This is a genomic window from Paraeggerthella sp. Marseille-Q4926, assembly GCF_916618935.1.
GTDB classification, from domain to species: Bacteria; Actinomycetota; Coriobacteriia; order Coriobacteriales; family Eggerthellaceae; genus Paraeggerthella; species Paraeggerthella hominis.
The window spans coordinates 1-22440 of the sequence record NZ_CAKAKF010000005.1 but is presented as its reverse complement, the minus strand read 5'-3'; the positions used below and the strand labels follow the sequence as shown (position 1 = coordinate 22440).

20 protein-coding genes are annotated in these 22440 nt (G+C 59.0%); 4 read left to right on the top strand and 16 right to left on the bottom strand.

Annotated elements, in window-relative coordinates; genetic code table 11:
• Positions 1–82 precede the first annotated feature (82 nt).
• On the bottom strand, positions 83–793 hold the full coding sequence (locus LG373_RS11015) for a response regulator transcription factor (RefSeq protein WP_103264709.1): 711 nt from the start codon (positions 791–793) through the stop codon (positions 83–85).
• Positions 794–943: 150 nt separating this feature from the next.
• Here LG373_RS11015 and LG373_RS11010 point away from each other — a divergent pair, with 150 nt between their 5' ends.
• A complete protein-coding gene (locus LG373_RS11010) occupies positions 944–2533 on the top strand; it encodes a Tat pathway signal protein (RefSeq protein WP_225749794.1) in 1590 nt (529 codons plus the stop codon).
• A 473-nt stretch (positions 2534–3006) separates the two neighbouring features.
• On the opposite strand, the gene purB is transcribed toward LG373_RS11010, so the two are convergent.
• Positions 3007–4350, bottom strand: a complete 1344-nt coding sequence (purB, locus tag LG373_RS11005; protein ID WP_114567841.1) for an adenylosuccinate lyase — start codon at positions 4348–4350, stop codon at positions 3007–3009.
• Positions 4351–4549: 199 nt separating this feature from the next.
• On the opposite strand from purB, the gene LG373_RS11000 reads away from it, so the two are divergent.
• The gene (locus LG373_RS11000) at positions 4550–5083 is read left to right on the top strand and encodes an MOSC domain-containing protein (protein WP_216529217.1); all 534 of its coding nucleotides are present in this window, start codon (positions 4550–4552) and stop codon (positions 5081–5083) included.
• Between the two features lie 11 nt (positions 5084–5094).
• Here LG373_RS11000 and LG373_RS10995 read toward each other — a convergent pair whose 3' ends face one another.
• The 11 genes from LG373_RS10995 to LG373_RS10945 all read right to left on the bottom strand — a co-directional run bounded on the left by LG373_RS10995 (position 5095) and on the right by LG373_RS10945 (position 16851).
• Positions 5095–5667 carry a TetR/AcrR family transcriptional regulator gene (locus LG373_RS10995; RefSeq protein WP_114567856.1) on the bottom strand — a complete coding sequence of 191 codons (573 nt, stop codon included), beginning with the start codon at positions 5665–5667 and terminating at the stop codon, positions 5095–5097.
• Positions 5668–5799: 132 nt separating this feature from the next.
• Complete coding sequence (locus LG373_RS10990) at positions 5800–6504, bottom strand: succinate dehydrogenase/fumarate reductase iron-sulfur subunit (protein ID WP_225749793.1); 705 nt, start codon at positions 6502–6504, stop codon at positions 5800–5802.
• A gap of 35 nt (positions 6505–6539) precedes the next feature.
• A complete protein-coding gene (locus LG373_RS10985) occupies positions 6540–8399 on the bottom strand; it encodes an FAD-dependent oxidoreductase (protein ID WP_114567844.1) in 1860 nt (619 codons plus the stop codon).
• Positions 8400–8608: 209 nt separating this feature from the next.
• Positions 8609–9286, bottom strand: a complete 678-nt coding sequence (locus LG373_RS10980) for a TrkA family potassium uptake protein (RefSeq protein ID WP_114567845.1) — start codon at positions 9284–9286, stop codon at positions 8609–8611.
• Between the two features lie 62 nt (positions 9287–9348).
• Positions 9349–10008, bottom strand: coding sequence for a TrkA family potassium uptake protein (locus tag LG373_RS10975; protein ID WP_114567857.1), 660 nt, complete (start codon positions 10006–10008; stop codon positions 9349–9351).
• 214 nt (positions 10009–10222) lie between these two features.
• Positions 10223–11035 (bottom strand): CMP-2-keto-3-deoxyoctulosonic acid synthetase, encoded by an 813-nt coding sequence (locus tag LG373_RS10970; protein WP_225749880.1) that lies wholly within the window; start codon positions 11033–11035, stop codon positions 10223–10225.
• Positions 11036–11332: 297 nt separating this feature from the next.
• The gene (locus LG373_RS10965) at positions 11333–12325 is read right to left on the bottom strand and encodes a PspC domain-containing protein (RefSeq protein ID WP_225749792.1); all 993 of its coding nucleotides are present in this window, start codon (positions 12323–12325) and stop codon (positions 11333–11335) included.
• Positions 12322–13662 carry a hemolysin family protein gene (locus tag LG373_RS10960; RefSeq protein ID WP_114567848.1) on the bottom strand — a complete coding sequence of 447 codons (1341 nt, stop codon included), beginning with the start codon at positions 13660–13662 and terminating at the stop codon, positions 12322–12324. The genes LG373_RS10965 and LG373_RS10960 overlap by 4 nt, the downstream gene beginning before the upstream one ends.
• A 12-nt stretch (positions 13663–13674) precedes the next feature.
• Positions 13675–14367 carry a hemolysin III family protein gene (locus tag LG373_RS10955; protein ID WP_216529239.1) on the bottom strand — a complete coding sequence of 231 codons (693 nt, stop codon included), beginning with the start codon at positions 14365–14367 and terminating at the stop codon, positions 13675–13677.
• Between the two features lie 157 nt (positions 14368–14524).
• Positions 14525–16363, bottom strand: a complete 1839-nt coding sequence (locus LG373_RS10950) for a PH domain-containing protein (protein ID WP_216529238.1) — start codon at positions 16361–16363, stop codon at positions 14525–14527.
• Positions 16363–16851: a PH domain-containing protein gene (locus LG373_RS10945; protein WP_114567850.1), complete on the bottom strand. Its 489-nt coding sequence runs from the start codon at positions 16849–16851 to the stop codon at positions 16363–16365. Before LG373_RS10945 ends, LG373_RS10950 begins: the two co-directional genes overlap by 1 nt.
• Positions 16852–17163: 312 nt before the next feature.
• On the opposite strand from LG373_RS10945, the gene LG373_RS10940 reads away from it, so the two are divergent.
• Together LG373_RS10940 and LG373_RS10935 are read left to right on the top strand one after the other, a co-directional pair.
• Positions 17164–17961, top strand: a complete 798-nt coding sequence (locus LG373_RS10940; protein ID WP_216529213.1) for a prepilin-type N-terminal cleavage/methylation domain-containing protein — start codon at positions 17164–17166, stop codon at positions 17959–17961.
• Positions 17962–18007: 46 nt separating this feature from the next.
• A complete protein-coding gene (locus LG373_RS10935; protein WP_216529212.1) occupies positions 18008–18451 on the top strand; it encodes a GatB/YqeY domain-containing protein in 444 nt (147 codons plus the stop codon).
• A 58-nt stretch (positions 18452–18509) separates the two neighbouring features.
• Here LG373_RS10935 and LG373_RS10930 read toward each other — a convergent pair whose 3' ends face one another.
• From LG373_RS10930 to LG373_RS10920, 3 genes are all read right to left on the bottom strand, one after another.
• Positions 18510–19436: a DUF4190 domain-containing protein gene (locus LG373_RS10930; protein WP_216529211.1), complete on the bottom strand. Its 927-nt coding sequence runs from the start codon at positions 19434–19436 to the stop codon at positions 18510–18512.
• A gap of 207 nt (positions 19437–19643) precedes the next feature.
• On the bottom strand, positions 19644–20681 hold the full coding sequence (gene cydB / locus LG373_RS10925; protein ID WP_216529210.1) for a cytochrome d ubiquinol oxidase subunit II: 1038 nt from the start codon (positions 20679–20681) through the stop codon (positions 19644–19646).
• Positions 20682–20683: 2 nt separating this feature from the next.
• Positions 20684–22084 (bottom strand): cytochrome ubiquinol oxidase subunit I, encoded by a 1401-nt coding sequence (locus LG373_RS10920; protein WP_216529209.1) that lies wholly within the window; start codon positions 22082–22084, stop codon positions 20684–20686.
• Positions 22085–22440: the final 356 nt, after the last annotated feature.

Below are 22440 nucleotides of genomic sequence, written 5' to 3'. Positions count from 1 at the left end.
GCGTTCTGCCGATCTATCGGAAGAAGCGGACGTTCCGGTCGAAGCTTGTTCGTTGATTGCGTCGCTCACGATGCGCTACAGGCTACTGGGAGACCTTCGTGGGGTCTTCAAAGCGATAGCCCACGCCATGCACCGTGTGCAGCCACTTCGGGCTACGCGGGTTGTCGCCGATCTTCGCGCGAAGGTTCTTCACGTGCGAATCGATAGTGCGCTCGTAGCCCTCGAAGTCGTAACCGAGGACCTTCTCGACCAATTCCATGCGCGAATACACGCGACCCGGATAACGGGACAGCGTTGTGAGCAACTTGAACTCGCTCGCGGTCAGGTCGATTTCCTCATTGTTGACAAGCACTTTGTGGCCCGAAACGTCAATGGTAAGCTCGCCAAACTCCAAAACCTCGCGCTGAGGCTCCGAATCGGCATGCACGCGACGCAGAAGCGCGCGAGCGCGGGCAACCAGTTCGCGCGGGCTGAACGGCTTTACCAGATAGTCGTCAGCGCCCAGCTCCAGACCGATGATGCGGTCTTCAACTTCGCCCTTGGCCGTCAGCATGATAATGGGCACATCGGAATTGTCGCGGATGGCGCGGCAGACGCGCTCGCCCGGAACGCGAGGCAGCATCAGGTCAAGAATAACCAGATCGAAATGGTGCTTTGAAAATTCTTCGAGGGCTTCCTGGCCGTCGCCGACTGCCGTTACCCAGTAATTCTCGCGCTCGAGATACGCGGTCACCGCATCGCGGATGGCCTTTTCATCTTCAACCAGCAAGATGCGTCGTGTTTCGTTGCTCATGGATCACTCCTCAAGCTCGGTGGCTACCACCGCCGTGGCCCGCTTCCTCTAAAGCGACCAGGTGAAAACGCGGTGGTCGTGTTTGCGTTTATTGTAGCAATTACGCGAGAGGGCACTTGAACCTGTACAGGAAATGACACAATAAACACCATGGTAACCCGCAGATCAACACACGCTAATCACGCCAAACCCAGCACGGCATCGAAACGACGCGCGAACAGGCGCGCCGCCTCGGAGAGCGCACCGCTTTACGCGGGCGGCAAGGCCAATGCGCGCGGCGGGCATGTAGGCAACGTCGCAGGATTCGGCACCGGAAGCGGGGGCAGCAGCCGCGGAGCAGCCCCGAGCGTCGGCAACGTTGCCGGGTACGGAACCGGCAGCACCAACGTCAGATCCGGCGGGGCTCATCGACGCACGACCTCTCCCGGCACAAGCCACGCAACTCCCCGCGCAACCACCGGCGGCAATACGAGCGGCCCGCGCATCCCCACGCCAAGCGGCGGAGAAATCCTGCTGACAAGACGGCACTTCCTGTTCGGCGCACTGGGAATCGGCGCGTTGGCCGCGGTCGGCGGCGGAGCTGCCGTGGTCGCGCAGCAGATGGAGAAAGACCCCGACGCCGACCTGACCGTACTCAAAGTCCCCGCTAGTGCCGTCACCTCATCGGACTCGCTCGCGAACGTGGACGATTACCGCACGCGCATGAGCCTGACCGGCAGTTTCGAGCTGCCCTACGGAACGCTCGTATGGGCGAACGACGAACACGTAGCCGCTTGCCTGCTTCCCGCCGAAAGCGCCAAGCCACTCACGCACGTTGCCCTGCTGGCCTTGGGATCAGGCGTCTCCACCACGGTTCTGGAGGGAGCCGTGGGCCTTGACGAGGGCTTCGAGATCTACGATGTACGCGCAACGTCTTCGGGACTGGTTTGGACCGAGGCGGACATCCTCGACGGCATCTGGCGCATTTACACAGCGCGCTCCGCCGGCACCAGCATAGGCGAGCCCGTGCTGGTTGAAGAAGGCAACGCCGACTACGAGACGCCGTCCATCGCCGCAGTTGGAAATCGTGCGTTCTGGCAAGTGCTTCCCAAGCCGAAAGGCGCAAAGAAGGCGGAAAGCTCCCTGCTCAAGCGTGCGACCATGGGAGCATCCGACACCGAGGTGGTATACACCTCGCGCGGACGCATGGCAACGCCGCCCTATGCGTCGAACGACTCCGTGATCATCACGCCCCGCACCGACACCTCGTCCATTCACTATCAATTGACCTGCATCGATGCAAATTCTGGCAACGTGAAAGACTCGTTAGCCCTTCCCGTTTCGATGAAGCCGCTAGAGGCAGGGTACGGCAAAACCGGATTCACGTTCTCGTTCGATGCCGGGTACGACTACGGCGACGGCATCTCCAAAGTGGGCACGTACACCCCAACCGCCGCCGCAACGAACGCCGACTACAGCAACGCGCCGTGGTTCTGGTTCGGCCGCGCGCCGTCCGCCCCGCCAGCGTGGTGCGGCAAGTACTTCATGGTGAAGTCCACGACCGCCGTATGCGGAGTTGATTTTGCGACCAACGAGTACTTCGCGTTCGACGTGGAGAGCGGAGCCGACGACTACGGCGAGTATCTTGCCTCCACCGGATCGCACGACACCGTGGTCACGTTCGCCAACATCGACCACGTTCCGCTTGGCGGCGAACCCGTGAAGTGCTGCCGCGTGCGCGTGTGGACGCCGACGGCGTAAGCCGGGAACAAGCTGCAAGCGATTCCCAGATCGGTTCCGAAGCCGAAGGTCGGCGCACCGTCGAATGCGATTCAGGGCTTGCCGCTTGCGGCGGGCGACTTGAGGCTCGCAACTTGAGGCTCGCAACTTGCGGTTCGCAACTTGAGGCTCGCGGCCCGCATTTTGGCACGAATCGACGGGCTTGCGCTCCCCTCGGTGCGTCGCTTTTAGACGTCGGAAAAACGCCAGAGCTCTGACCTGCGCTGTTTGTTCATGTGCGCAAAAAGAGTCCGCTTTATACACTAGCTCGAGAGCGCAGACCGGGGATGCCGTGCCAGCTTCATCTGGATCCGACGCCAGAAACGCGCGGAAGCGATCGCGAAGGCTCCGCAACTTGCAGGCATTCAAACCCCGGCCGGCAGCCCATGAACCACGAAGGCCCTCCGTACGCGAAGGGCCTTCGTTACCATGCGATCTTGCGTCCCGGCGATCAGCTAGAACTCCAGCTCCTGAAGACGATCGAACACGATGTCCTTACGGGTAAGGAAGTCCCACGGATCAAAGATCTCGTCGAGCGTTTCCTTCGACAACTTGGCTTCGGGATCGGCCTCGAGGTTCTCGCGGTACGTGGGGCCGTCCACCGCATTCTGGATGTCTTCCCACACCTTCATGGCGTTGCGCTGCACGATCACGTACGCATCCTCGCGGCTGATCCCCGTGTCCACCAGCGCAAGCAGCACTTTCGAGCTGAAGATGAGACCCTTGGTGCGCCACAGGTTGTGCTTCATCTTGGCGGGGTAGGTCTGCAAGCCGTCCAGCATCCACTGCATCTTGCCGAACATGTAGTCAAGCGCCGTGAAGCTGTCGGCCAGCACCACGCGCTCGGCACCGGAGTGGCTGATGTCGCGCTCGTACCACAGGGCCACGTCGTCGAAAGCCACCTGCGCGTTGGACTTCACCACGCGCGCCAGGCCGCAGACGCGTTCGGCCGTGATGGGATTGCGCTTGTGAGGCATGGCGGAAGAGCCCTTCTGGCCCTTCGTGAACGGCTCTTCGGCCTCGATCACGTCGGACTGCTGCAGCAAGCGCACCTGCATGGCAATGCTTTCGAGCGTAGACGCCGTCACGGCAAGGCCAGCCATGACCTGCGCATGACGATCGCGTGCGAGCACCTGCGTGGACAGCGGGTCGGGCGTGAGGCCCAGCTTTTCGCACACGTACTGCTCCACGTACGGATCGATGCTGGAATACGTTCCTACCGCACCGCTGATCGCGCCCGTTGCCGCCACGTTGCGCGCCTCTTCCATGCGCGTTTGCGCGCGCTTGAGCGCCCAAGCCCAGCTACCGAACTTCATGCCAAACGTCATAGGCTCGGCGTGAATGCCGTGCGTGCGACCGACGCACAGCGTGTTCTGGAACTCGAACGCACGACGCTTGCACGTTTCTCCCAGTTGCTTGATGTCCTCAAGAATGATGTCGATAGCCTGCGTGACCTGGTACGATAAAGCGGTATCTCCCAAGTCGGACGAAGTCATGCCGTAGTGCACCCAACGGCTGGGAGGTTCCTGGCCCTCCGGCACGTCAGCGTCAATGTACTCGGCCATGTTCGTGGTGAAGGCGATAACGTCGTGGTTCGTCACTTTCTCGATCTCGTCGATGCGCTCCACGGTGAAATCGGCATGCGCGCGAATCCACGCAGCCTCCTCCTTCGTGATGCCCGCTTGGCCCAGCTCTGCTTGGGCTTCGCACGCCAGCACCTCGATCTCCTTCCAGATTTCGAACTTGTTCTGCAACTCCCAGATGGCCCCCATTGCGGGGCGCGTGTAGCGGTTGATCACGCCGGTCCCTTTCACCCAATCGTACCTGATGGCAATAGGATACCGCAAACATGCGGCCAAGCGACGGTTTCCACGGAAAGCGCCGAGGCCGCAGACGAACGCGGCGGCGCGGTGGGCCGGACGGAAGAAGCATCCTTGACTTCTTCCGTCAAATCAGTACTCTATTTCCTAGTAAGTTTCTAGTTTTTAGGGGGACGTCATGGAGCAAGCAGAACGAAATCGAAACATGCGAGGCCGCGTACGCTCGGTCAACGTCTCCAAACGAAAAGGCACGCGCAAAACGCCTTGCACCTCCCCTATTGCCGTCATCGAGCATCAGGGCGTGGCGGGCGACGCGCACGCCGGCGATTGGCACCGACAGGTTTCGCTTCTAGCCTGGGAGTCCATCGAGAAGGCTCGTGCCATGGACCTTGACGTGGCAGAAGGCGATTTCGCCGAAAACGTTACCACCGAAGGTATCGATCTGCTTTCTTTGCCCTTGGGCACACATGTGCGCATCGGCGATGACGTGCTTCTGGAGCTTTCCCAAATCGGGAAAGTCTGTCACACGAAATGCGCCATCTATCACCTAGCCGGCGACTGCATTTTCCCGCGCGAAGGAATTTTCTTCGTTGCGCTTTCCGACGGCCAAATCAAGGAAGGCGACGCCGTTGAAGTGGTTTCTCTAGGCGACGGAACGTGCGGCTACACGCCGCCCGAAGCCCTTGAAGAGCTGCGTGCGGCACAAGGATAGTCGACCGGGGATCAATCCATCAGCAACGCATCGTAGAGCATTCTTGGAGCCGCAAGGGCCAACTTTTCAGCAGCCTCCTGAGGTGAGGGCATGGTTCCCATGCGGTACCATTCAGTGAGTATCTCTGTTTCAGTTTTCACCCATCTATCGAGGCAAAACATAAGTTCATCGCTAATCTCCATATGACGGTAATCTTGCAGGGTTTCGAGCAACGCGCACTTTCTGTAATGAGGCATGATGCTGCGCTCGCTCGGGCAGTTAAGCGTGTATTGCGTCGCTACTTTAAAAAAATCGCTTTCAAGCGACAGCAGGGTCAAGTGATGGAAATACCCCGTTTCCCAGTCTATCGTACGACCGACCTCTATAAGATAGAACTTGTGAACATGCGTCGGCCACCACCAATGCAAGCTGTACTTACTGTCGAAATGCCGATAGAACATCTGTCGGGATATACCTGCGCGTTCGCAAAGATCCGTCACTTTAACCTGATCGAGAGATCTATCGACTGCGTGCATGATGCGCAATTTCATCTGCACATCCTCGTCATCAAAAAGCCCTTTCGGCTCCCAAGAATCCGCCTTCATAGCCCCCTCCGTCCGCATCCCCATACGGCCCCTCCAGTATACACTCACGATGAGCGCCAGCATACAACCCAGCTCCGTCGCGAAACGGAGCTGGGAAATCAACAGGCTATTTCAAACCTACATCGAAGCTCGTTAAGAGCGAGGCGGATTCAACCCGGCTGATTCGGCGGCTTCGCGAAGATCCTTCCAAACCGACAGGTGATCGATCTCAAGCGCCTTGCACACGGTATCGCACATGCCGCATTCTATACATTCCCACAAGCCGTTTTGCACAGCCTCCACCACACGGTCCCCTTGATCGTACGGATCGTAAAATCGATTTGCGATAGCAATCATGCCCGTCGGTCCAATATAGGATTTAAGTCCTTTCTGTTCCACAACAGGGCAAGCTGCCGTGCACACGCCGCAACGAGCGCAATACTCAAGCGGTTCGAGCTTCTTGGGCAAAGATGCGTCGACCGGAGCCTTCACCTCTTCGACCGTAAGATCGAAAGCACGCTGGCGCGCAAGAATTCGACTCACCCTGTCGGTAATCTTCGTCTTGTCCACGATCAAATCGCGCACTACCGGGAAATGCTTAAGAGGGGTAACCTCGTTTTTATCTGAATCTTCCACCAGCGTCACGCAAGCGAGGCAAGGAACCCCGTTGAGCGTCATAGCACACCGCCCGCACACGCGTCCACGACAGCTGTAGTCGAAAGCAATGGGCTCTATCGTATCGTTAACTTGAACCAACGCCTCGAGCAAAGTCATATGCTCGGTATGCGTGATTTCGTATTCCTCAAAATGAGGAGCGGGATCCACCGAAGGATTGTACTTTTGAATCTTGATTTTCATAACTTACCTCCTCGTAAGCGCGCAAACAGCAGCAGCTAGTCCAATTCGACAACGGGAACGGTTTCGAGCTGCATTTTGCCGTCCACGTTTTTAGCGACGATGTTGCACGTCCACTTTGCCGGGTCTTCTTGCGGGAATTCAGGTCGATAGCTATGTCCACGGCTTTCTTCGCGCATAAGAGCTGCTTTCGAACTAGCTTCGGCAATGTCGAGCAGGTTGTAAGCTTCGATAGCGGCCTTCCAGTCGGTGTTGTAGTTCAGAGAGGCGTCTCCGAGCTGCATTTTGGGCAGTTCTTCCGCACGGATGCGCTCGAGCTCCGCCACGGCCTCTTTCATTGCCGCGGTTTCCCGCGTAGGCTGACATGCTTGATAGCAGGCGCGTTGAATCATGCGCGTAATTTCCTGGGGGCGCTTGCCACCGGATCGGCGCGTACGCATTTCGTGCAACCGCCCGACTTCCTTTTCAACCGAAGCGAAGGTAAACGACTGCGGCTTGTTCTTGCCCGGTCCTTCGGCGTATTCAATCGCCTTCATCATCGCATAGGATCCGTCTCGGTATGCGACATTGACCGAAGTGCCCCCTTGAGCACCCGAGACGCCGCCGCCGCGGGCGCAGAACAACCCCGGCATGCCCTCGACCATCAGGCTCTCGTCCACACGCGGATTTCCACCGTGCTCGTACGTTTCAAGCGCGCATTCGAGCTTGGAAGAGGATACGTCTATGCCGAACACCTCTTTCCACAAGGTAACGTTGCGACGGTAGACTTCCCCCATAGCCGCGAAAGCCTCAGGGCTCGAGAAATCCACGTACACGCCGCCGTTGGGCGACCCTCCGCCATCGTGGATAGCCTTGGCAATCGTTCGCGTGAACGTGATGCGGTCGAGCGTCGAGTAGTCCATCCCTCTGAAGAAGTAGTTGTCGTTCGCATCGCAAATGTACTCGCAGCATAGGTTGTCGGCGCCGATACCGCCTACGAACGTAGCTGCAAGACCGGTCGGATACATGCTGATGAGATCGAACTGGAAGAACTCCGAATCCTGCAAGGCCGCGCCTCGTCGATAAGCTGCGGCATCGACATCGCCCGTATTGTCCGGTGAGTTGATGGAAGTGGCCGCTACTGTATTCCACCCATACACCCACGAGCTTGCGCCTGTGCAGGAAATCGTCGACTTGGCTCGAAACGCGCGCACCGTCCCGGTAGGAATATGCAATCCGATAGCGCCTATGCACGCGCCGTCTTCAATAATGACATCAGTAATCATAGTTTGATCGAAGATACGAGCACCTGATCGCTCTACCGAGTCGGTAAAGTAACGAGGAAAGCCATTGAAGGTTCCGAAAAGCGGGTACCCGGGCATGTCGAGGCCGGGGACGAACGCGCCCGTCTCGTCTCGCATAAACAGATTGTTCCCTTCCTGCGCATAACGCAAGAGAAGATTGCGATCCTCGACGGAAAATGCCTCGTGAGTCGCCTTGGCGATCTTCTTGTTCGTAAGCTCGTTCAGGACGAAGTCTTCGGACTTGTCCCATGGCGTATCGGTCTGGATGAAGTTCACCCAATTGCACCAATTGTATCCGCATGCTCCCCCGAAATGGAAAGGTGCTTTCTCCACCACCACGACGTCTTGTCCCTGCTTGTAAGCCTGAAGCGCCGCATGAGAGCCGGCAAGGCCGCCGCCGATGATAAGGATGTCCGTATCATAGAGCTCATACAGCACTTGCTCGCCGTCGACGGGTCCTTGCGCGCCCTGCTTGCCACCTTCCCCCGAAGAAGAGCACCCGCTCATAACCCCTGAAAGCACCATCGTGCCAAAGGCTACAGCACTGCCTCCGAGAAACGTGCGCCTCGATATACCCGCTTCGCCAAACGACCCGTTACCGCAACCGTCTTTCATACGATCCCCTCCTTGTTGCGTCCCATTCTCAGCGGAGCAGCGTCCGCTCGATGCACCCATTGTCACAGGTGCTCTGGGAAACTTTCAAAGAACGGAACTGGATAACCGTATGAGAAACGCAACAAAAAGCGAAGTTGTCCGCGCAAGGACAACAACTTCGTTTTCTGCTCGGCCTTTCCGACGCATAACGAAGGAGCTTTTTCAAAAAGCTACAACGCTTTGAACAAAGCTCGCACTTCGTCGAGAACCTCGTTGTCAACCACGACGATGGCCTTGTCGCCCGGATAGAGCACGGTTTCCTCGTTGACCACTTCCACGTTGTCGTCGTCTTGAGGAGAGACGGCGGCAACCAGGCTGTTTTCGGGCATGGGCAGCGACGACACCAGAATACCCGCCTCGTTGGAGTGATGGCGCATGCGCGGCACCACGATCTCGGTCAGCATGACGTTGCCGTGCGTAAGCGACGACGCAACGCTCACGCTGCCAAGCAGCGTCTCCTCTTCGATGAGGTTCGCAATGAGCGTGGTGGACGACACGCATTCGATGCCCACCTCTTTGAAAATGCGAAGGTTCTTCGGGCTGTTCACGCGGGCAATGCAGCGCGGCACGTTGAACACGCGCTGCGCGATCTCGCACGACACCAGATTGTCGTCGTCTTGGCCTGTAGTGGCCACGAACACGTCAGCGCGGCGAATGCCCGCATCTTCCTGATACTTCGAATCGCAGCCGTCGCCGTGGATGACCAGGTACCGGCCCTGCAGCGCCACCGACAACCTGTCGGCCGTCGAAAGCGTCTCCTCTATAATGGCCACGTCGTTGCCGCTTTGCAGCAGCACGGTGGCCAGGTACTCGCCAATTTTGCCACCTCCCGCGATCACGATGTACATGAAGCTTCCTTTCCCGACAGCCCTGCAAGCCGCCCGCATTCATTGCAGGCCAACGCTGCACCTTAATCTTGAATATACTTCGAAAACGACTCGATTAGCTCATGGCGCACGCACGCCAGCACCGAATCTCCGTTATACAGAATGGAATCGCGCGTGGGAATGGAACTGGCCGATCCGTCTCCGCGCTCGAACGCCACAATGCGGATGTCGTGATCGCGCTCCAGCTCGGACACGCGAATGGTGCGTTTATCCGACCAACTCAGGTCAAGCGAAAAGCGCAGCACTTCGAATTCCCCGAACGTGTCCAGGTGCGCGCCGTGCCCCGACACCACCTTGCTGAACACGTCCTCGGCCACAAGCGACGTGCCGCACACGTAGTCGATGCCCAACTGCATGTACGCGCGTTCGTGGTCGGGATTGTACAGACGCGCGATAACGTGAGGCACGCCGAACAAACGGCTGCCCACCTCGGCGCACATAAGATTCGTGTTGTCGAACTGAGTAACCGCCGCCACAACGTCGCAGTCCTCCACGCCAGCCTTTATCAGCGTCTCTTCGTCGAAGCCAACCCCTTGCACGGTGGAACCGTTGAAGTTGCGGCCCAGGTTCGCAAATGCATCGGCATTGCGATCGATCACGCACACGTTGCTGCCGTTGTCCGACAGCATGTTTGCCAGCTGAGAACCGACGCGGCCACAGCCTACGACGATCACGTTGCTCATACCAGTCCTTTCGTCTGCGCCCAAGGCGCACTTTCCTGCAAGCACCCAGCATACTGCAATAACAAGATAACGGAACGAAACGGTAGCGAAGAGGTGAAGCGGCAAGCGAAACGGAAGGGCGAGCACAGTGCCTCGATCGTTGCCTCGCTTCGCGCACGGGGCGGGCTCGCGAGCCCGCAACAAGCGAAACGCCGCCTTTCCGGCGGCGCTTCGATTAGATCATCTTCATTTGCGTAAGCGTTTTATTGAACCAGTCCATATAAGTAGGAGGACAATACTTCTGCGCGTTCGCTACGGTGATGGAATACCCGTAGTTGCTAGCCAAACCCGCAACGTGCGCGTTGATGGACTCTTCCCAACTGCTCCACGCAACCGAGGACATCCACCCCCAAGCGTTGTAGGGCTTGAAGCACGCAGAGCCCTTCGAGCTTTCGGTATTGGAGATAGCGGGTGACCAGCGAGGATCAACGCCATGGACCCAAGCAGCTTCCGCGAACGTGGCACCGTGCCCAAACAAGGGAGAACCGGCCAGATACGCGTCGATGCGGCCGCTCCATTCGGCCACGAACGCCTCGTGGCCCACCGACCAGTCAACGTCGGAAAGGGAAGCCAGCGCATCTGCGGCACCCTCGCGAGCGGCGCGAGCCTGCTGCTCGGCCTTCGCAGCCTCTGCGGCGGCAATGCGAGCCGCCTCTTCCTTCCGAGCGGCCTCTTCGGCGGCAAGGCGAGCAGCCTCCTCTTCCGCCTCTATGGCGGCGATGCCCTGGGATATATCGCGCGAAGCCGTGCTGGTAAGCACCGTGGACTCGCGAGCGTCAGAATCGGCGTCCTCCGACGAAAAGCCATAGTCCGTCGTAGACGCAGCCGTGCTTACCGAATCAATCCCGAACGAATCTATATCATGAGAAGCGCCGCTACCCGCGGAGGCGAAGCCGAAACCAATGCACCCAGCCAGCACGCACGATGCGCAGCCAACCGCAGCGATTTTGGCAGCTATGTTCGACTTCCGTTGTTTAGTGCGTTTCACCGTCAAAACTTCAATAACCTTTCGTTACACAGCGCACGACCCCTTACCGCTTAGGCGGTTGACAGCGTAGTAGATTGTAAGAGGGATTGCTGCCTGGAGGGCGATATGCTGTTGTGGTACAAGACATTTTAGCGGACAAGGGGGCTATAGGGCAAAAAAGTGTGGAGACACCCTACATCATTTGTTCGCTTGACAAAAATTCGCTTTACAAAACCGCAGGTCGCAATGCGTTCGATTGAAAAATCGAACAAGCGAACGAAATGTGCAGATGCGGGCGAACGGTAAGTGCTCTGCTAGCTAAAGCCGAATAGACCACTCTAGAACGTCTCCGTTGAGCAAATCGAATTCGCGCTCCTTCAACAGCATCTGAATATGGTATTCGCGCCCGTACGGAGCCATGAACACGATCTCGGTCGTAGGGCCGGGGATGGAATACCACAGCACCCCCACCGTGCAGAACACCGCGAAGCAAGCGCCCGCAAGCAAATTCATCATGGAAGATTTAAGCGTTGCCGAAAACACCGCGAACGCAAGCGTCATGAGCAGCAGGGGCCACAGGTAAACCAGCATGGGAACAATGGATTCCCAAGCAACGATGCCCAAACTCATGGTCAACGCCATCGAGCCTATGCAAAAGCACGCAAGCCCCTCCACGAACTTGCGCATGCGGCGCCCGGGGGTTCCCGGAACAACCATGCCCACAATTCCCAAGATGACAAAGAAGAGCGGTGCGTATTGCCACCACGCGATATCGCGAACGAACGTCACCGCCATCGCGACGATGCCGGTAAACAGCAAAAACGAGCCCAGCCACAAAGCGGCTCGAACGCCCGCTTCAGACGCCTCCTTCGGAGGATCGACGGGATGGTGGACCACCGGTTGCGGGACCCGCTTCAACGGCGCGGCCGCAGGAGGCTCGGGCGGCACGTGCGCGGCGCCCGTATACGATGGCACCGAATAGCGCCAACCCGCTGCCTGGGCCGGCGTGTTCGACCGCGACGGACCCTGCCCGGTCGAACCGTATCGACTGCCGAAGTCCACCGTTCCGTACGTGTCGGAATGAACCGATTGGGGTTTTACTTCAAGCGGTTTCACTATTTTAGGAGCCTTGGGAACCACGATCCACATCGCAAGATACGCCAAGCCAAGCAAGCCCCCGGAAGCGAGCGTAAACGCAGCTGCCAAGATGCGAACAACAAGCGGGTCCACGGAAAAATAGTCGGCTACGCCGGCGCAAACACCCGCTATAAGCGCATCGCGCGAACGATACAGCTGCCTTCCTTGCGTCACGCTTCCTCCCGGCCTAGTTCCTCACATGAGCATTCAGAGGAATCGGGCTGGGCTTTCAGGCGTTCAGCGCGCACCGACAAGATGCGGCGACGGCGCATGGACAAGATCTTGAATCGGTAGCCGTCGTGGTCGAACTCATCGCCGGTTTGAGGAACGGAGTCGAGCATGTTCATCAACCAACCGGCAATGGTCTCGTAGTCTGCGGACTCCTCGACCGGCCACCCCAACTCTTCGGCATCTTCTACCGGGAAACGCCCGTCGACCACCCAGGTGTCGCCACTCGCTTGCTCCACGAACGGATTCTCTCGGTCCGACTCGTCAATGATCTCGCCGACGATCTCCTCCACGATGTCCTCTACGGTAATTAAACCATCCGTTCCACCGTACTCGTCCACGACAATGGCCATCTGTTGCCTGTTCGTTTGCATTTCCGCAAGCAGCGGGTAGATGTCTTTCGTCTCTGGAACGAACAGCGCTTCATACGCATAAGAAGAGGCCGGATCAGCGCCCTTGGAATCCATGAACGGACCCATGAGATCCTTGTAATGAACGATGCCCACGATGTGATCGATGTCCTCGTGATACACGGGAAGGCGCGAGTACCCCGTGCCGTGCATGCGTTCGAGAGCCTGCTGCACCGTTTCCGTATCCTCGACCAGAATCATGTCCACGCGCGGCTGCATGATCTCATGCACGCTCATGTCCCCCAGATTCAGAATGTCGTGGATCATGCGCTTCTCGTCTTCAAGCAGCTCGTCGTTGTCCGTGACCATGTACTTGATCTCTTCTTCGGACACGGTTTGACGCTCGTCGGCGTTCTTGACGCGCAGCAGCTTGGACAATCCGTTAGCAGAAGCCGACGTGAGCGTGACCAGCGGCGAAGCAATCTTGGCGAACACCATAAGCGGGCCCGCCACCGCTTTGCTCATGCCCTCCGCATCGGCAAGGGCAATGCGCTTCGGGACAAGTTCGCCCACCACGATGCTGAGGTACGACACCACCAGCGTGATGACCACGGGAGCCAAGCCGGGCGCAATAGCCGTAAGCCACGCCACGTTGAAGCTGGCAAACCACGAAGCCAAAGGCTCGGACAGGTTCGTGGCAGCGGCGGCCGAGGCAAAGAAGCCGACCAGCGTGATGGCCACTTGGATGGTTGCCAAAAACTGGCTGGAATCGCTCGCCAAGCTGTACGCGCGTTCCGCCCGTTTGTCGCCTGCTTCCGCTTCATGCTGCAGCAGCACCAACTTGGCGTTCACCAACGCCATTTCGGACATAGAAAAGTATCCGTTGACCAGCACGAGCAAGAATGTGACGATAATGCTTATCCAGATATCCATGCTGCTTCCTGTTTACATGACGTACAGCGCGATAGCCAAAAACTGCAAAACGCTGCCGGCAAGAACCCATAGATGAAAAATCGAATGCATGTAGGGAATCTTCTTCAGGACGTAGAAGATGCACCCGATGGAATAGCACACGCCGCCGCCCACGAGCAGCCACAGGCCTTGCGCGGGGATAGCCGAAACCAGCACCGGCAAAAACCACACGACGCACCAGCCCATGAGCAAATACAGCAGCGCCGAAATCCAACGGGGACGAAACACCCAGAACGCTTCGCACGCCACGCCGGCCAACCCGACCGCCCACACGAACAAGCACAGCCACATGCCACCGTGATCCGCAAGAGAGATCAGGCAGAACGGCGTGTAAGAACCCGCAATAAACAGGTAGATGCAACTGTGGTCGAGAATCTTGAACACTTTCTTCGCACGATCGACCGCAATGGCGTGATAGAGCGTGGACATGGTGTATTCAAGCAGCATGGTCAGGGTGTACACAAGGGCGGCGAACAGATACACGCCGCCGCCGTCATCGAGCGCGCGCACCACCAAGATGGGGATTGCGGCGATGGCCAGCAAAGCGCCGATGCCATGCGTGATGGAGTTGGCGATTTCCTCGCCAAGCGTGTACTCCCGCACGTTGCGAGCCTTGTTCACCGCGCTAGCCGACGTGTTCGAAACCTTGTGGCGGTCGCGGCGCATGCTGGCGAAATTATCGGGCTTGAACTGCGAAGGCGTCCAACCGGGAGCCGGAGGCTTCGCGGAAGAGTCCCCCGGGGCATCGGGCCGCGCGTCGGCAGTGCCGGACTCCGTGCTTCGGGGGCTTTGTTTGTCAGATGTCGCTTGGGTATCCATGGCTCTACTGTATCACATTTCCATGGGGCTTGATCCATTCGAGCCAATCTTGCGCATCCTCGACGCGCGCATCGATCAAGCGAATGGTAGTCCCTCCGATGCCCGCCGCCGTGCGGGCGTTAACCGTAGCGGTGCCGGCTCGACGCTGGAAGGGGTTCGTCTTCGTATAGCCGAACTGGATCTTCTTGCGAGGGAAGCTGATGGTCTCGCGCGCCAAACCGCCGTTGCTCACCTGCATGAACCGATCGTTGTACGCGAATCCCGAGCCGCGGAACCACAAGATAGACCCCGCAACGTCGAACGCGAACAGCGCCACGCACAGCGCATAGCCCGCCCACGCACCCGCGTTGACGAATCCGAGGGACGCAGCCTGCGCCGGATCCGCCGGATTTGCGGCGATGTTGACGGCGATATGTCCGGCAGCAATAACAACAGCCAGCCAGAAGCCCGTGCCCTGCAACAGACAGCGTCGGATGAGCGCGCGCCTGAGCGCAACGGGAGCAACGGGCGTGGTCTCAACCGGCACGTCGGCAAACTCGGGGGCGATGCCGGCCAAGATCTCCGGCACGCGGTTGAGCTTCACGAACGGGTGGATGACGACGCCCTGCGGGGCAAGCCCCTGCTGCTGCTCGTCCGAGCCTTCCGCAGCCGCGTCGATCTTGCCCAACGATATCTCGCAATAGCCGATAAGCCGACGAATGAAGCTCTGCTTCACCATGATCGACTGCACGCGGTCGACGTCAACGCCCTGGAACTGATGCTGCAGCAGACCGCGCTCAACCTCGATGCGGCTACCGCGACGGCACGCACGGAACCCGCCGTACGAAAGGCAAGCACCAACCGCCGATATGGCCCAGATCACAACGGACCCTACGAAGAACGCAGCAACGCCCAGTGCGATCAAGTTGCCCCCGAACAAATGCGTGCCCAGCGTGACCGCTTGATCGACCATCGGCTCCGCCGCACCGGAAAACAAAGAAGCAAGCTGGCTGACAGCGCCGAAGGCGCCCAGAACAACCACCCAAAACGCCGTGTGGTTCGACAGGCCCGTGAAAACAAGCTCTTTGTTGGACAGGCCGTATTCGTAGCTGACAGCGCCGGTATCGACGTGCTGCCCACCGAACACGCCGCGCACGTCCTGCCAGATCTCGGCAGGAGCATCCAGCACGTTGGACGCAGGCCGATCCGCAGCAACTCCCGTCGCACCGGGAACAAGCACGCCGGTTGCCGCCGCAACGGCTTGGGCGGCAGCCTCGGGAGCCGCCCCGTTCTGCACGGCAACCGCGAACTGTTTGCGCGCAAACAGCTCTCTGCGCAATTCCTCGGCGCGCGTTTTCTGCACGTAGGGAACCTGAACCGCCTTGTTGGCCGCGCCGCCGGCCGTATCGATGCTCACCGTGCACACGCCGAAAACGCGCTGCATAAGGGTGGCTCGCTGATCGACGGACTGTATGCGCTGGTAAGGAACGTGGACGCGCTTCTTGTTGAAGATGCCCGAATACAGGTTGAATTCCTCGGCCCCCAGTTCGTAATACAGATGCTTGTACGACCACCACTGGATAAGCCCTATCAAACCCACCAGAAGAACGAAGCCGACAACGCTCGCGCCCAGGACGAACAGCACCAAGGGAACGCTGCCCGGACCAAACGCCTGCCCGTCGGCAAGCACTCCGATAATGGACGAGAACGAAGTGAACGCCATGACTACGAGCAGCGTGACGGCCACCTGGATGCTGTTCAACCAGATATAGCTATGGTGCACATGATGGCGTTGGGGCTCATCGGCCTGGGGCTGGGGTTGCGTCGGTTCGGACGGAATCGTTTGCTGCTGGAAGTCGGACATCACACGTCCTCCTGCGCCAAGCGAGCCAGCTCGGCGGCTTTGTCGCGCAGCTGCTCGGCCGTATCGGCGTCAAGGCCGGGAATCTCGTGTTCCCCCGCAGCCGTAGCAACGGTGACGCTCGCCAAGCCAAACGCGCGCAGGATGGGTCCTTGACGCGTATCGGTGTTCTGCACGCGAATGAACGGAATAATGTAGCGCTTGCGCCAGACGATGCCCTTCGCAATGTCCAGATAGTCATCCGACAGCTCGTAGCGCCAGCGCATGAAGCGAATGGGCGGCAAGACGATCAGGCACAGGATAAGCGACGCCGCGTACACGGCGGCGATAGCCGCCAAAACGACGAAGATCCAAGGAGACGCATCCGTCACCGCCGCTATCGCAAACGGCACGAAGCAGCACAGGAACACGACGGTAAGCCACACTGCGTCGTTTATCCGCCACACCGACTTGATTTTCGGATTGAGTTGATTGACCGGCAATTCTTTCATGGAGGTCCTTTTGCTCGTTATAGCTCTAACACTGGAATCCATCATACCAGAGCGGTCAAAAGGCTCCGACGCTATATCCCACCCTGTAACGAGGTTTTTGCACAAGGCACCAAGGTGCGTCCGCGAAATGCAGCGCCGACAGGACCGGCAGCGCTGCCGGCGCCGCCAATGCTGCGTCTTATTGTAAACTTTACCTCGACCAGCTATGATGCGCCTGGGGAATCTCTCTACGCGATCTTCGTTCGGAACGCTGCATCGCGCTGCTCCCTCCGCGTTCCTCGCCGAACGCGGGCGCATCGGGAAAGGAACTTCATGGAGAATCACGCCGTCGCACGTCGCTTCGCCTCTCGGCAAGCCGGAACCGCAGGCTTCACGCTGGCGGAATTGCTGGTAGTCGTAGCCATCGTGCTCGTGCTGGTGGCCATTGCCGTGCCCGTGTTCACCGGCGCGACCCAAAGCGCCGAGGAAGCCGCTTGCGCCGCCAACCGACGATCGCTGAAAGTCATGGTGGCCGACAACTACCTGCTGACGGACGAAACGCCCACTCAAAGCATGCTGGACGGATACGTCGCCCAGCTCAAGGAGGGCAACGGCAACCACGATCTGTGCCCCGCGGGAGGATCTTACAGCCTGGCGCTGGGGAAGGAACCCGGAAACATGGTGGTCAAATGCTCCAAGCATGGGCTGAGCTCCGAAGACGCCATGGTCAATTGGCTGGGCGGTCAAACATGGACCGGAAAGACGGATGATGAGTATCGACAAAACTACGCAAAAGCAGCCGGCATAACGGAATGGCCTTCGGTGCAGTCGACGGACGACAAAAAGACGTACTACCTGCAGTTCAAAAGCTACGACAATTCCGCCGCCCACGTGTTCCTGTACGCGGGCCCCGAAAAGCGCATAAGCGAAGGAGATCGATGGAAAGCCAAGTACATCTGCGACAACAACGGGCTGGTGGGCGAAAAGGGCCAATGGTACGAACTGCCCGCAGAAGAGAGCATCGCAATGTCCGGAAACGGAGCCGAGAATGCGCTGAGAAATCTTCTGCAAAAAGAGGGCATCAGGAAAGTCACTCTGGAAAACGAAAAGTTCGTAGCGGTTTCGCAGTAAGGTATACTCGGACACGAACGACGGCCGCAAGCGAAAGAGGAAGCGCATGAACTACGAGGAACTGCAAAACGAGATCAAAGCAGCCATGAAAGCAAAGGACAAGCCCCGCCTGTCGATCCTGCGCCAAGTGCACGGCGAGATCAAGAACATCGAGGTGAACGAACGCCGCGAGATCACGGACGCCGATGTGGACGCCATGCTCAAGCGCCTGATCAAGCAGACGAAGGAAACGCTCGACGGATCCATCAAAGCAGGAAACGACCAAGAGCGCACCGACACGCTGACCGCTCAGGTCGCCGTGCTGGAGAGCTATCTGCCCAAGCAGGTGGCAGGCGACGAGCTGGCCTCTTTGATCGACGAGGTGCTTGCAGAAACGGGCGCATCGTCGAAAAAGGATATGGGGCGCATCATGGGCGCCCTCACGGGAAAGACCGGCGGCAACTTCGACAAGGCAGCGGCCGCCCAAATGCTGGGCCAGAAGCTGTCCTAGCGCGCAACCATCGAGCGCCGCGGTTCGTACTGAAACGAACCGCGGCGCTTCTCATGTTCTAGTAGTACAGTCCCAGCAAACGCTTGAGCTCGATGTTCCAGGCATCCTGGTCGACCTTCCACACATCGCCCTGTTGAACAAGCGATATCCCGGAGTAACTGGTCGTAGTGCCCGTTGACTTCGCCATGGAGGAAGCGTAGATCTCGCCAAGCTTGGCCTTCATGGCAGCCTCGTCCAAGCCGTCCAGCTGGCCCGAATCGAGCGCCGCCTGGGCGTCGGCCACGAACGCGTTAGCGAAAGCGGTCGCATCGCGCACGGTCACGTTCGCGTAAACGGTTCCGGTTCCGTCACCGTTGTCGTACGCGCCGTCAAGGCTGTAATCGAAATCGGTCAGCATCCATTCAGCAAACGTTTGAGGATCAAGCCCCAGATCAGCCAGCCCGTAATGAGCCGCAGACGCAAAGCTTTTGTCCACGCTGGCCGCAATCTGCTGAATCAACGCAGCATCCTTGTTCTTGAGCCTATCGTATTCAGCCGCGGCAACGGCCTCCATATCGGCCTCGTTCGCGCGGGCGTCCCCCGTCGACAGCGAGGAAAGGTACTCGGTGCTGGTCGATCCCGCCATCAGGTAAGCCATGGTGCCGAAGCTGAACAGAACCAGATAGAGAACAAGCGAAAGCACCGCCAGCACGATTCCGATGATGCCGCAGGCCTTTCCTCCCGTAGCCTTGCCGTCTTTCCCGGACTCCCTGACCGCCTTGCCAGCCAAAACAATGGCCGCCACGCCAAGCGCCACGCCAAGCAAGGGCATCCAAGCGAACAGGATAGCAAGAATGCCGCATGCAAGCGCACCTACCGCTTTGCCGTTCGAGGGCGCATGAACAGGCTGCTGATCAGGAGCCGGCGGCGCAACAGGTTGATTGCCTTCGGGGTTTGGCGGCATGACGGGCTGTTGGGGCTGGTTGGGATTGTTCTCGGTACTCATACTAGTCCTCACGTATTCGGTGTCGTTAAACCCAAGGGGCTGGTTAGGCATTATACCGACGGCACCGCCGATGCAATAGATTCAGGCCGAAGGTTCGCGCCATGCTTTACCGATCGATTCAGTTCTCAAACAAGCAAGAGCGGGGCCGCATGCAACGGCCCCGCTCCAAGAACACCCTGGTCAACATGCCCGCTTGCGGGCGCTTGCCTAGTAGTGTGCCAGATCCTCTTCGGTCACCCGGCCACGGAACGTGCGGTAGATGATAACGTGGTACGCCAGCACCAGCGGCAAGCCAACGCACGTGATTCCGGTCATCCACATAAGCGAAAGCTCGGAAGACGCCGCGCTCATCGCCGTGATGGCGGGACCCACGCTGCCGGCCGACGCAACCACCAGGTTCGGGAACATGGAAGCAGCCAGCAATCCCACCAGCATCGCCGCCGAAACGGACTGGGCAAGAAACGCGCCCAGGTCGCAGTTCTTCTTGAGCGCGAAGAAGATCGACGCGCCGATGCCGCCCAGAACCAAAATCGCGAACATCCAGCGCAGCGCGCCGAGAGCGGGATCCATGGCCGGCTGGATGATGAAGTGGCCGTACACCGACACTGCCGCGAACAGAACCAGCGCAACCACCTGCAACGGCAGGCGCAGCTTCGCCGCGCGAGCCTGAAGGTCGCTTGGCTTGGGAGCCTTCAGCGACAGCCACGTAGCGCCCTGCGCCAAGAACATGGCCAAGCCCAAAAGACCGCACAGGAGCGTGAACGGCGTGATCAGGCCCAGCAGCGGAATACCCGCGTAATCGCCGTTGGCGTCCATGGGGATGCCAGCGTAGATGTTGCCCACGGCCACGCCCAAAAGCAGCGCGGGAAGCAGCGAGCCCACCGTGAAGCAGCCGTCCCACACCTTCCCCCACTGGGGGTCGTGGCCGCGATACTCAAGGGAAACCGCGCGCACGATCAAACCGAACAGCACCAGCATAACCGCAAGGTAGAATCCGGAGAACGTGGTGGCGTACGCCGCAGGGAACGCCGCGAACAGCGCGCCGCCCGCCGTGAGCAGCCACACCTCGTTGCCGTCCCACACCGGCCCGATGCTGCGACGCACGATAGCCTTATCGCGATCGTTCTTCGCAACGAACGGATACAGCACGCCGGCGCCCAAGTCGAATCCGTCGAGCACGAAATAACCAGCGATGAGCACGAAGATCAGCAGGAACCACAGCCCCTGGAAGAACGTGATTTCCATGACTACTCACCTTCCTTCTTCAACGCAGGCTCGACAACGGGGCCTTCCTTGATGAAGCGGCCCAGGACACGCGCCCACGCCACCATCAAGAACGTGTAGACCACCAGGAACAGCACCATGGTAATGAGCAGTTCGACGCTGGAAACCGACTGGGAGATGCCCTCGTTCGTCAGCAGGCTCACGCCATCCGGGCCCGTTGCGGACGGATAGACTACCCAGGGCTGACGCCCGACCTCAGCCGTGAACCAACCGGCCTGGATGGCCAGCATCGGAAACACCGGGGAAATGAGGATCAAGCGCTGGAGCCACTTCATGTTCTTAATCTTGCCGCCGCGCAGCGTGAAGAACAGCGCCAGGAAAACCGTGATGGCGATCAGGCCGAACAGGGCCACCATCAAGTGGTACGTCTGGAACACGAAGTTCACGGGAGCGGTCGACGGGTCGAAGTCACCGTACTTCTCGGACTTGGCAAGATCGTTGAGGCCCTGGAACTCGGTGTCCCACGTGCCCGTTGCCAAGAAGCTAGTGCCGCCCGGAATGTAGAACGGGGTAAGGACTTCCTGTTTCTCTTCGTCGACCCATCCGAACAAGTACAATGCGGGAGCCTCGGACTCGTACATGCCCTCCATCATGGCAAGCTTGGTGGGCTGCTCCTCGGAAACGACCACGGCCGAAGAATGGGCCGTGCCCAGCATCACAACGGTAGTGACAATGCCTACCACCGCGCCAATTTTCATGGTCTTCATGGCGAAGTCGGCATGCTTGCCCTTGAGCAGGTACCATGCAGCAACGGCCATCGCCACGAACGCGCCCACGATAAGCAGCGCGACCACCGTGTGCGAATAGCGCGCCATGAGCGACGGGTTGAAAGCCGCGGCGAAGAAGTCCGTGATGACGGCCTTGGAACCGTCCGCAGCAAGCTCGGCTCCGGCAGGCGTCTGCATCCACGAGTTGGCGATGAGGATCCACAGGGCGCTCAGGCACGACCCGAACCACACGAGCCAGGCCGACACCAGGTAGAACTTACGCGACACGCGATTGCGCCCGAACAGCAGCACGCCCAGGAACACCGACTCCAAGAAGAACGCGAACAGAGCCTCTGCCGCCAGCGGAGCGCCGAAGATGTCGCCCACGAAGCGCGAGTAATCCGCCCAGTTCGTTCCGAACGAGAACTCCATCGTGATGCCCGTAGCCACGCCGACTACGAACGTCGCGGTGAAGATCTTGACCCAGAACTTGGTAGCCGCCGCATCCGCCTGATTGCCGGAGCGGTAGTACCGTGTTTCGTTGATGGCAAGGATAAGTCCCAACCCGATGGTCAGCGGCACGAAAATGAAGTGGTAGGCCGCCGTGCAAGCGAACTGCAAACGCGCCAGAAACGCTGGATCGGTGAAGATATCCATCGCACACCCCCTTACTGTCTCGTCTTGCACCCTCGTGCCGAACGCCCTCTGAAACCATCCGACACCCTAATTGTTACAATATTAACATCATTTACGGAGAAGCGCCAGTACGTTTGCACGGGAATACCGCGCCGACGCCTTGTTTCGAGGGCGAAACAGCCTTGCAGCATCAATATACTCCCCTTTTCGTAAGATATTCGACCTCGTAAGGGAAGCGTAGAACTCGGGGGGGGGGTGCGGGATGGGTGCGGGCGCGGGATGGGGGGTGTTCCTATGAATCCGTCAAGTAGGTATTTGGCGGGATTTCCGCAATGACGAATCCATCTGCGGGCATGGTGACGCGCCGCCCCGGCTTC

What these genes read in the sequence shown, in the direction of transcription:
- LG373_RS11015 (WP_103264709.1), bottom strand. Translation starts at nt 793, where the DNA reads ATGAGCAACGAAACACGACGCATCTTGCTGGTTGAAGATGAAAAGGCC.
- LG373_RS11010 (WP_225749794.1), top strand. Translation starts at nt 944, where the DNA reads ATGGTAACCCGCAGATCAACACACGCTAATCACGCCAAACCCAGCACG.
- LG373_RS11000 (WP_216529217.1), top strand. Translation starts at nt 4,550, where the DNA reads ATGGAGCAAGCAGAACGAAATCGAAACATGCGAGGCCGCGTACGCTCG.
- LG373_RS10995 (WP_114567856.1), bottom strand. Translation starts at nt 5,667, where the DNA reads ATGAAGGCGGATTCTTGGGAGCCGAAAGGGCTTTTTGATGACGAGGAT.
- LG373_RS10990 (WP_225749793.1), bottom strand. Translation starts at nt 6,504, where the DNA reads ATGAAAATCAAGATTCAAAAGTACAATCCTTCGGTGGATCCCGCTCCT.
- LG373_RS10985 (WP_114567844.1), bottom strand. Translation starts at nt 8,399, where the DNA reads ATGAAAGACGGTTGCGGTAACGGGTCGTTTGGCGAAGCGGGTATATCG.
- LG373_RS10980 (WP_114567845.1), bottom strand. Translation starts at nt 9,286, where the DNA reads ATGTACATCGTGATCGCGGGAGGTGGCAAAATTGGCGAGTACCTGGCC.
- LG373_RS10975 (WP_114567857.1), bottom strand. Translation starts at nt 10,008, where the DNA reads ATGAGCAACGTGATCGTCGTAGGCTGTGGCCGCGTCGGTTCTCAGCTG.
- LG373_RS10960 (WP_114567848.1), bottom strand. Translation starts at nt 13,662, where the DNA reads ATGGATATCTGGATAAGCATTATCGTCACATTCTTGCTCGTGCTGGTC.
- LG373_RS10955 (WP_216529239.1), bottom strand. Translation starts at nt 14,367, where the DNA reads ATGCGCCGCGACCGCCACAAGGTTTCGAACACGTCGGCTAGCGCGGTG.
- LG373_RS10950 (WP_216529238.1), bottom strand. Translation starts at nt 16,363, where the DNA reads ATGTCCGACTTCCAGCAGCAAACGATTCCGTCCGAACCGACGCAACCC.
- LG373_RS10945 (WP_114567850.1), bottom strand. Translation starts at nt 16,851, where the DNA reads ATGAAAGAATTGCCGGTCAATCAACTCAATCCGAAAATCAAGTCGGTG.
- LG373_RS10940 (WP_216529213.1), top strand. Translation starts at nt 17,164, where the DNA reads ATGGAGAATCACGCCGTCGCACGTCGCTTCGCCTCTCGGCAAGCCGGA.
- LG373_RS10935 (WP_216529212.1), top strand. Translation starts at nt 18,008, where the DNA reads ATGAACTACGAGGAACTGCAAAACGAGATCAAAGCAGCCATGAAAGCA.
- LG373_RS10930 (WP_216529211.1), bottom strand. Translation starts at nt 19,436, where the DNA reads ATGAGTACCGAGAACAATCCCAACCAGCCCCAACAGCCCGTCATGCCG.
- cydB (WP_216529210.1), bottom strand. Translation starts at nt 20,681, where the DNA reads ATGGAAATCACGTTCTTCCAGGGGCTGTGGTTCCTGCTGATCTTCGTG.
- LG373_RS10920 (WP_216529209.1), bottom strand. Translation starts at nt 22,084, where the DNA reads ATGGATATCTTCACCGATCCAGCGTTTCTGGCGCGTTTGCAGTTCGCT.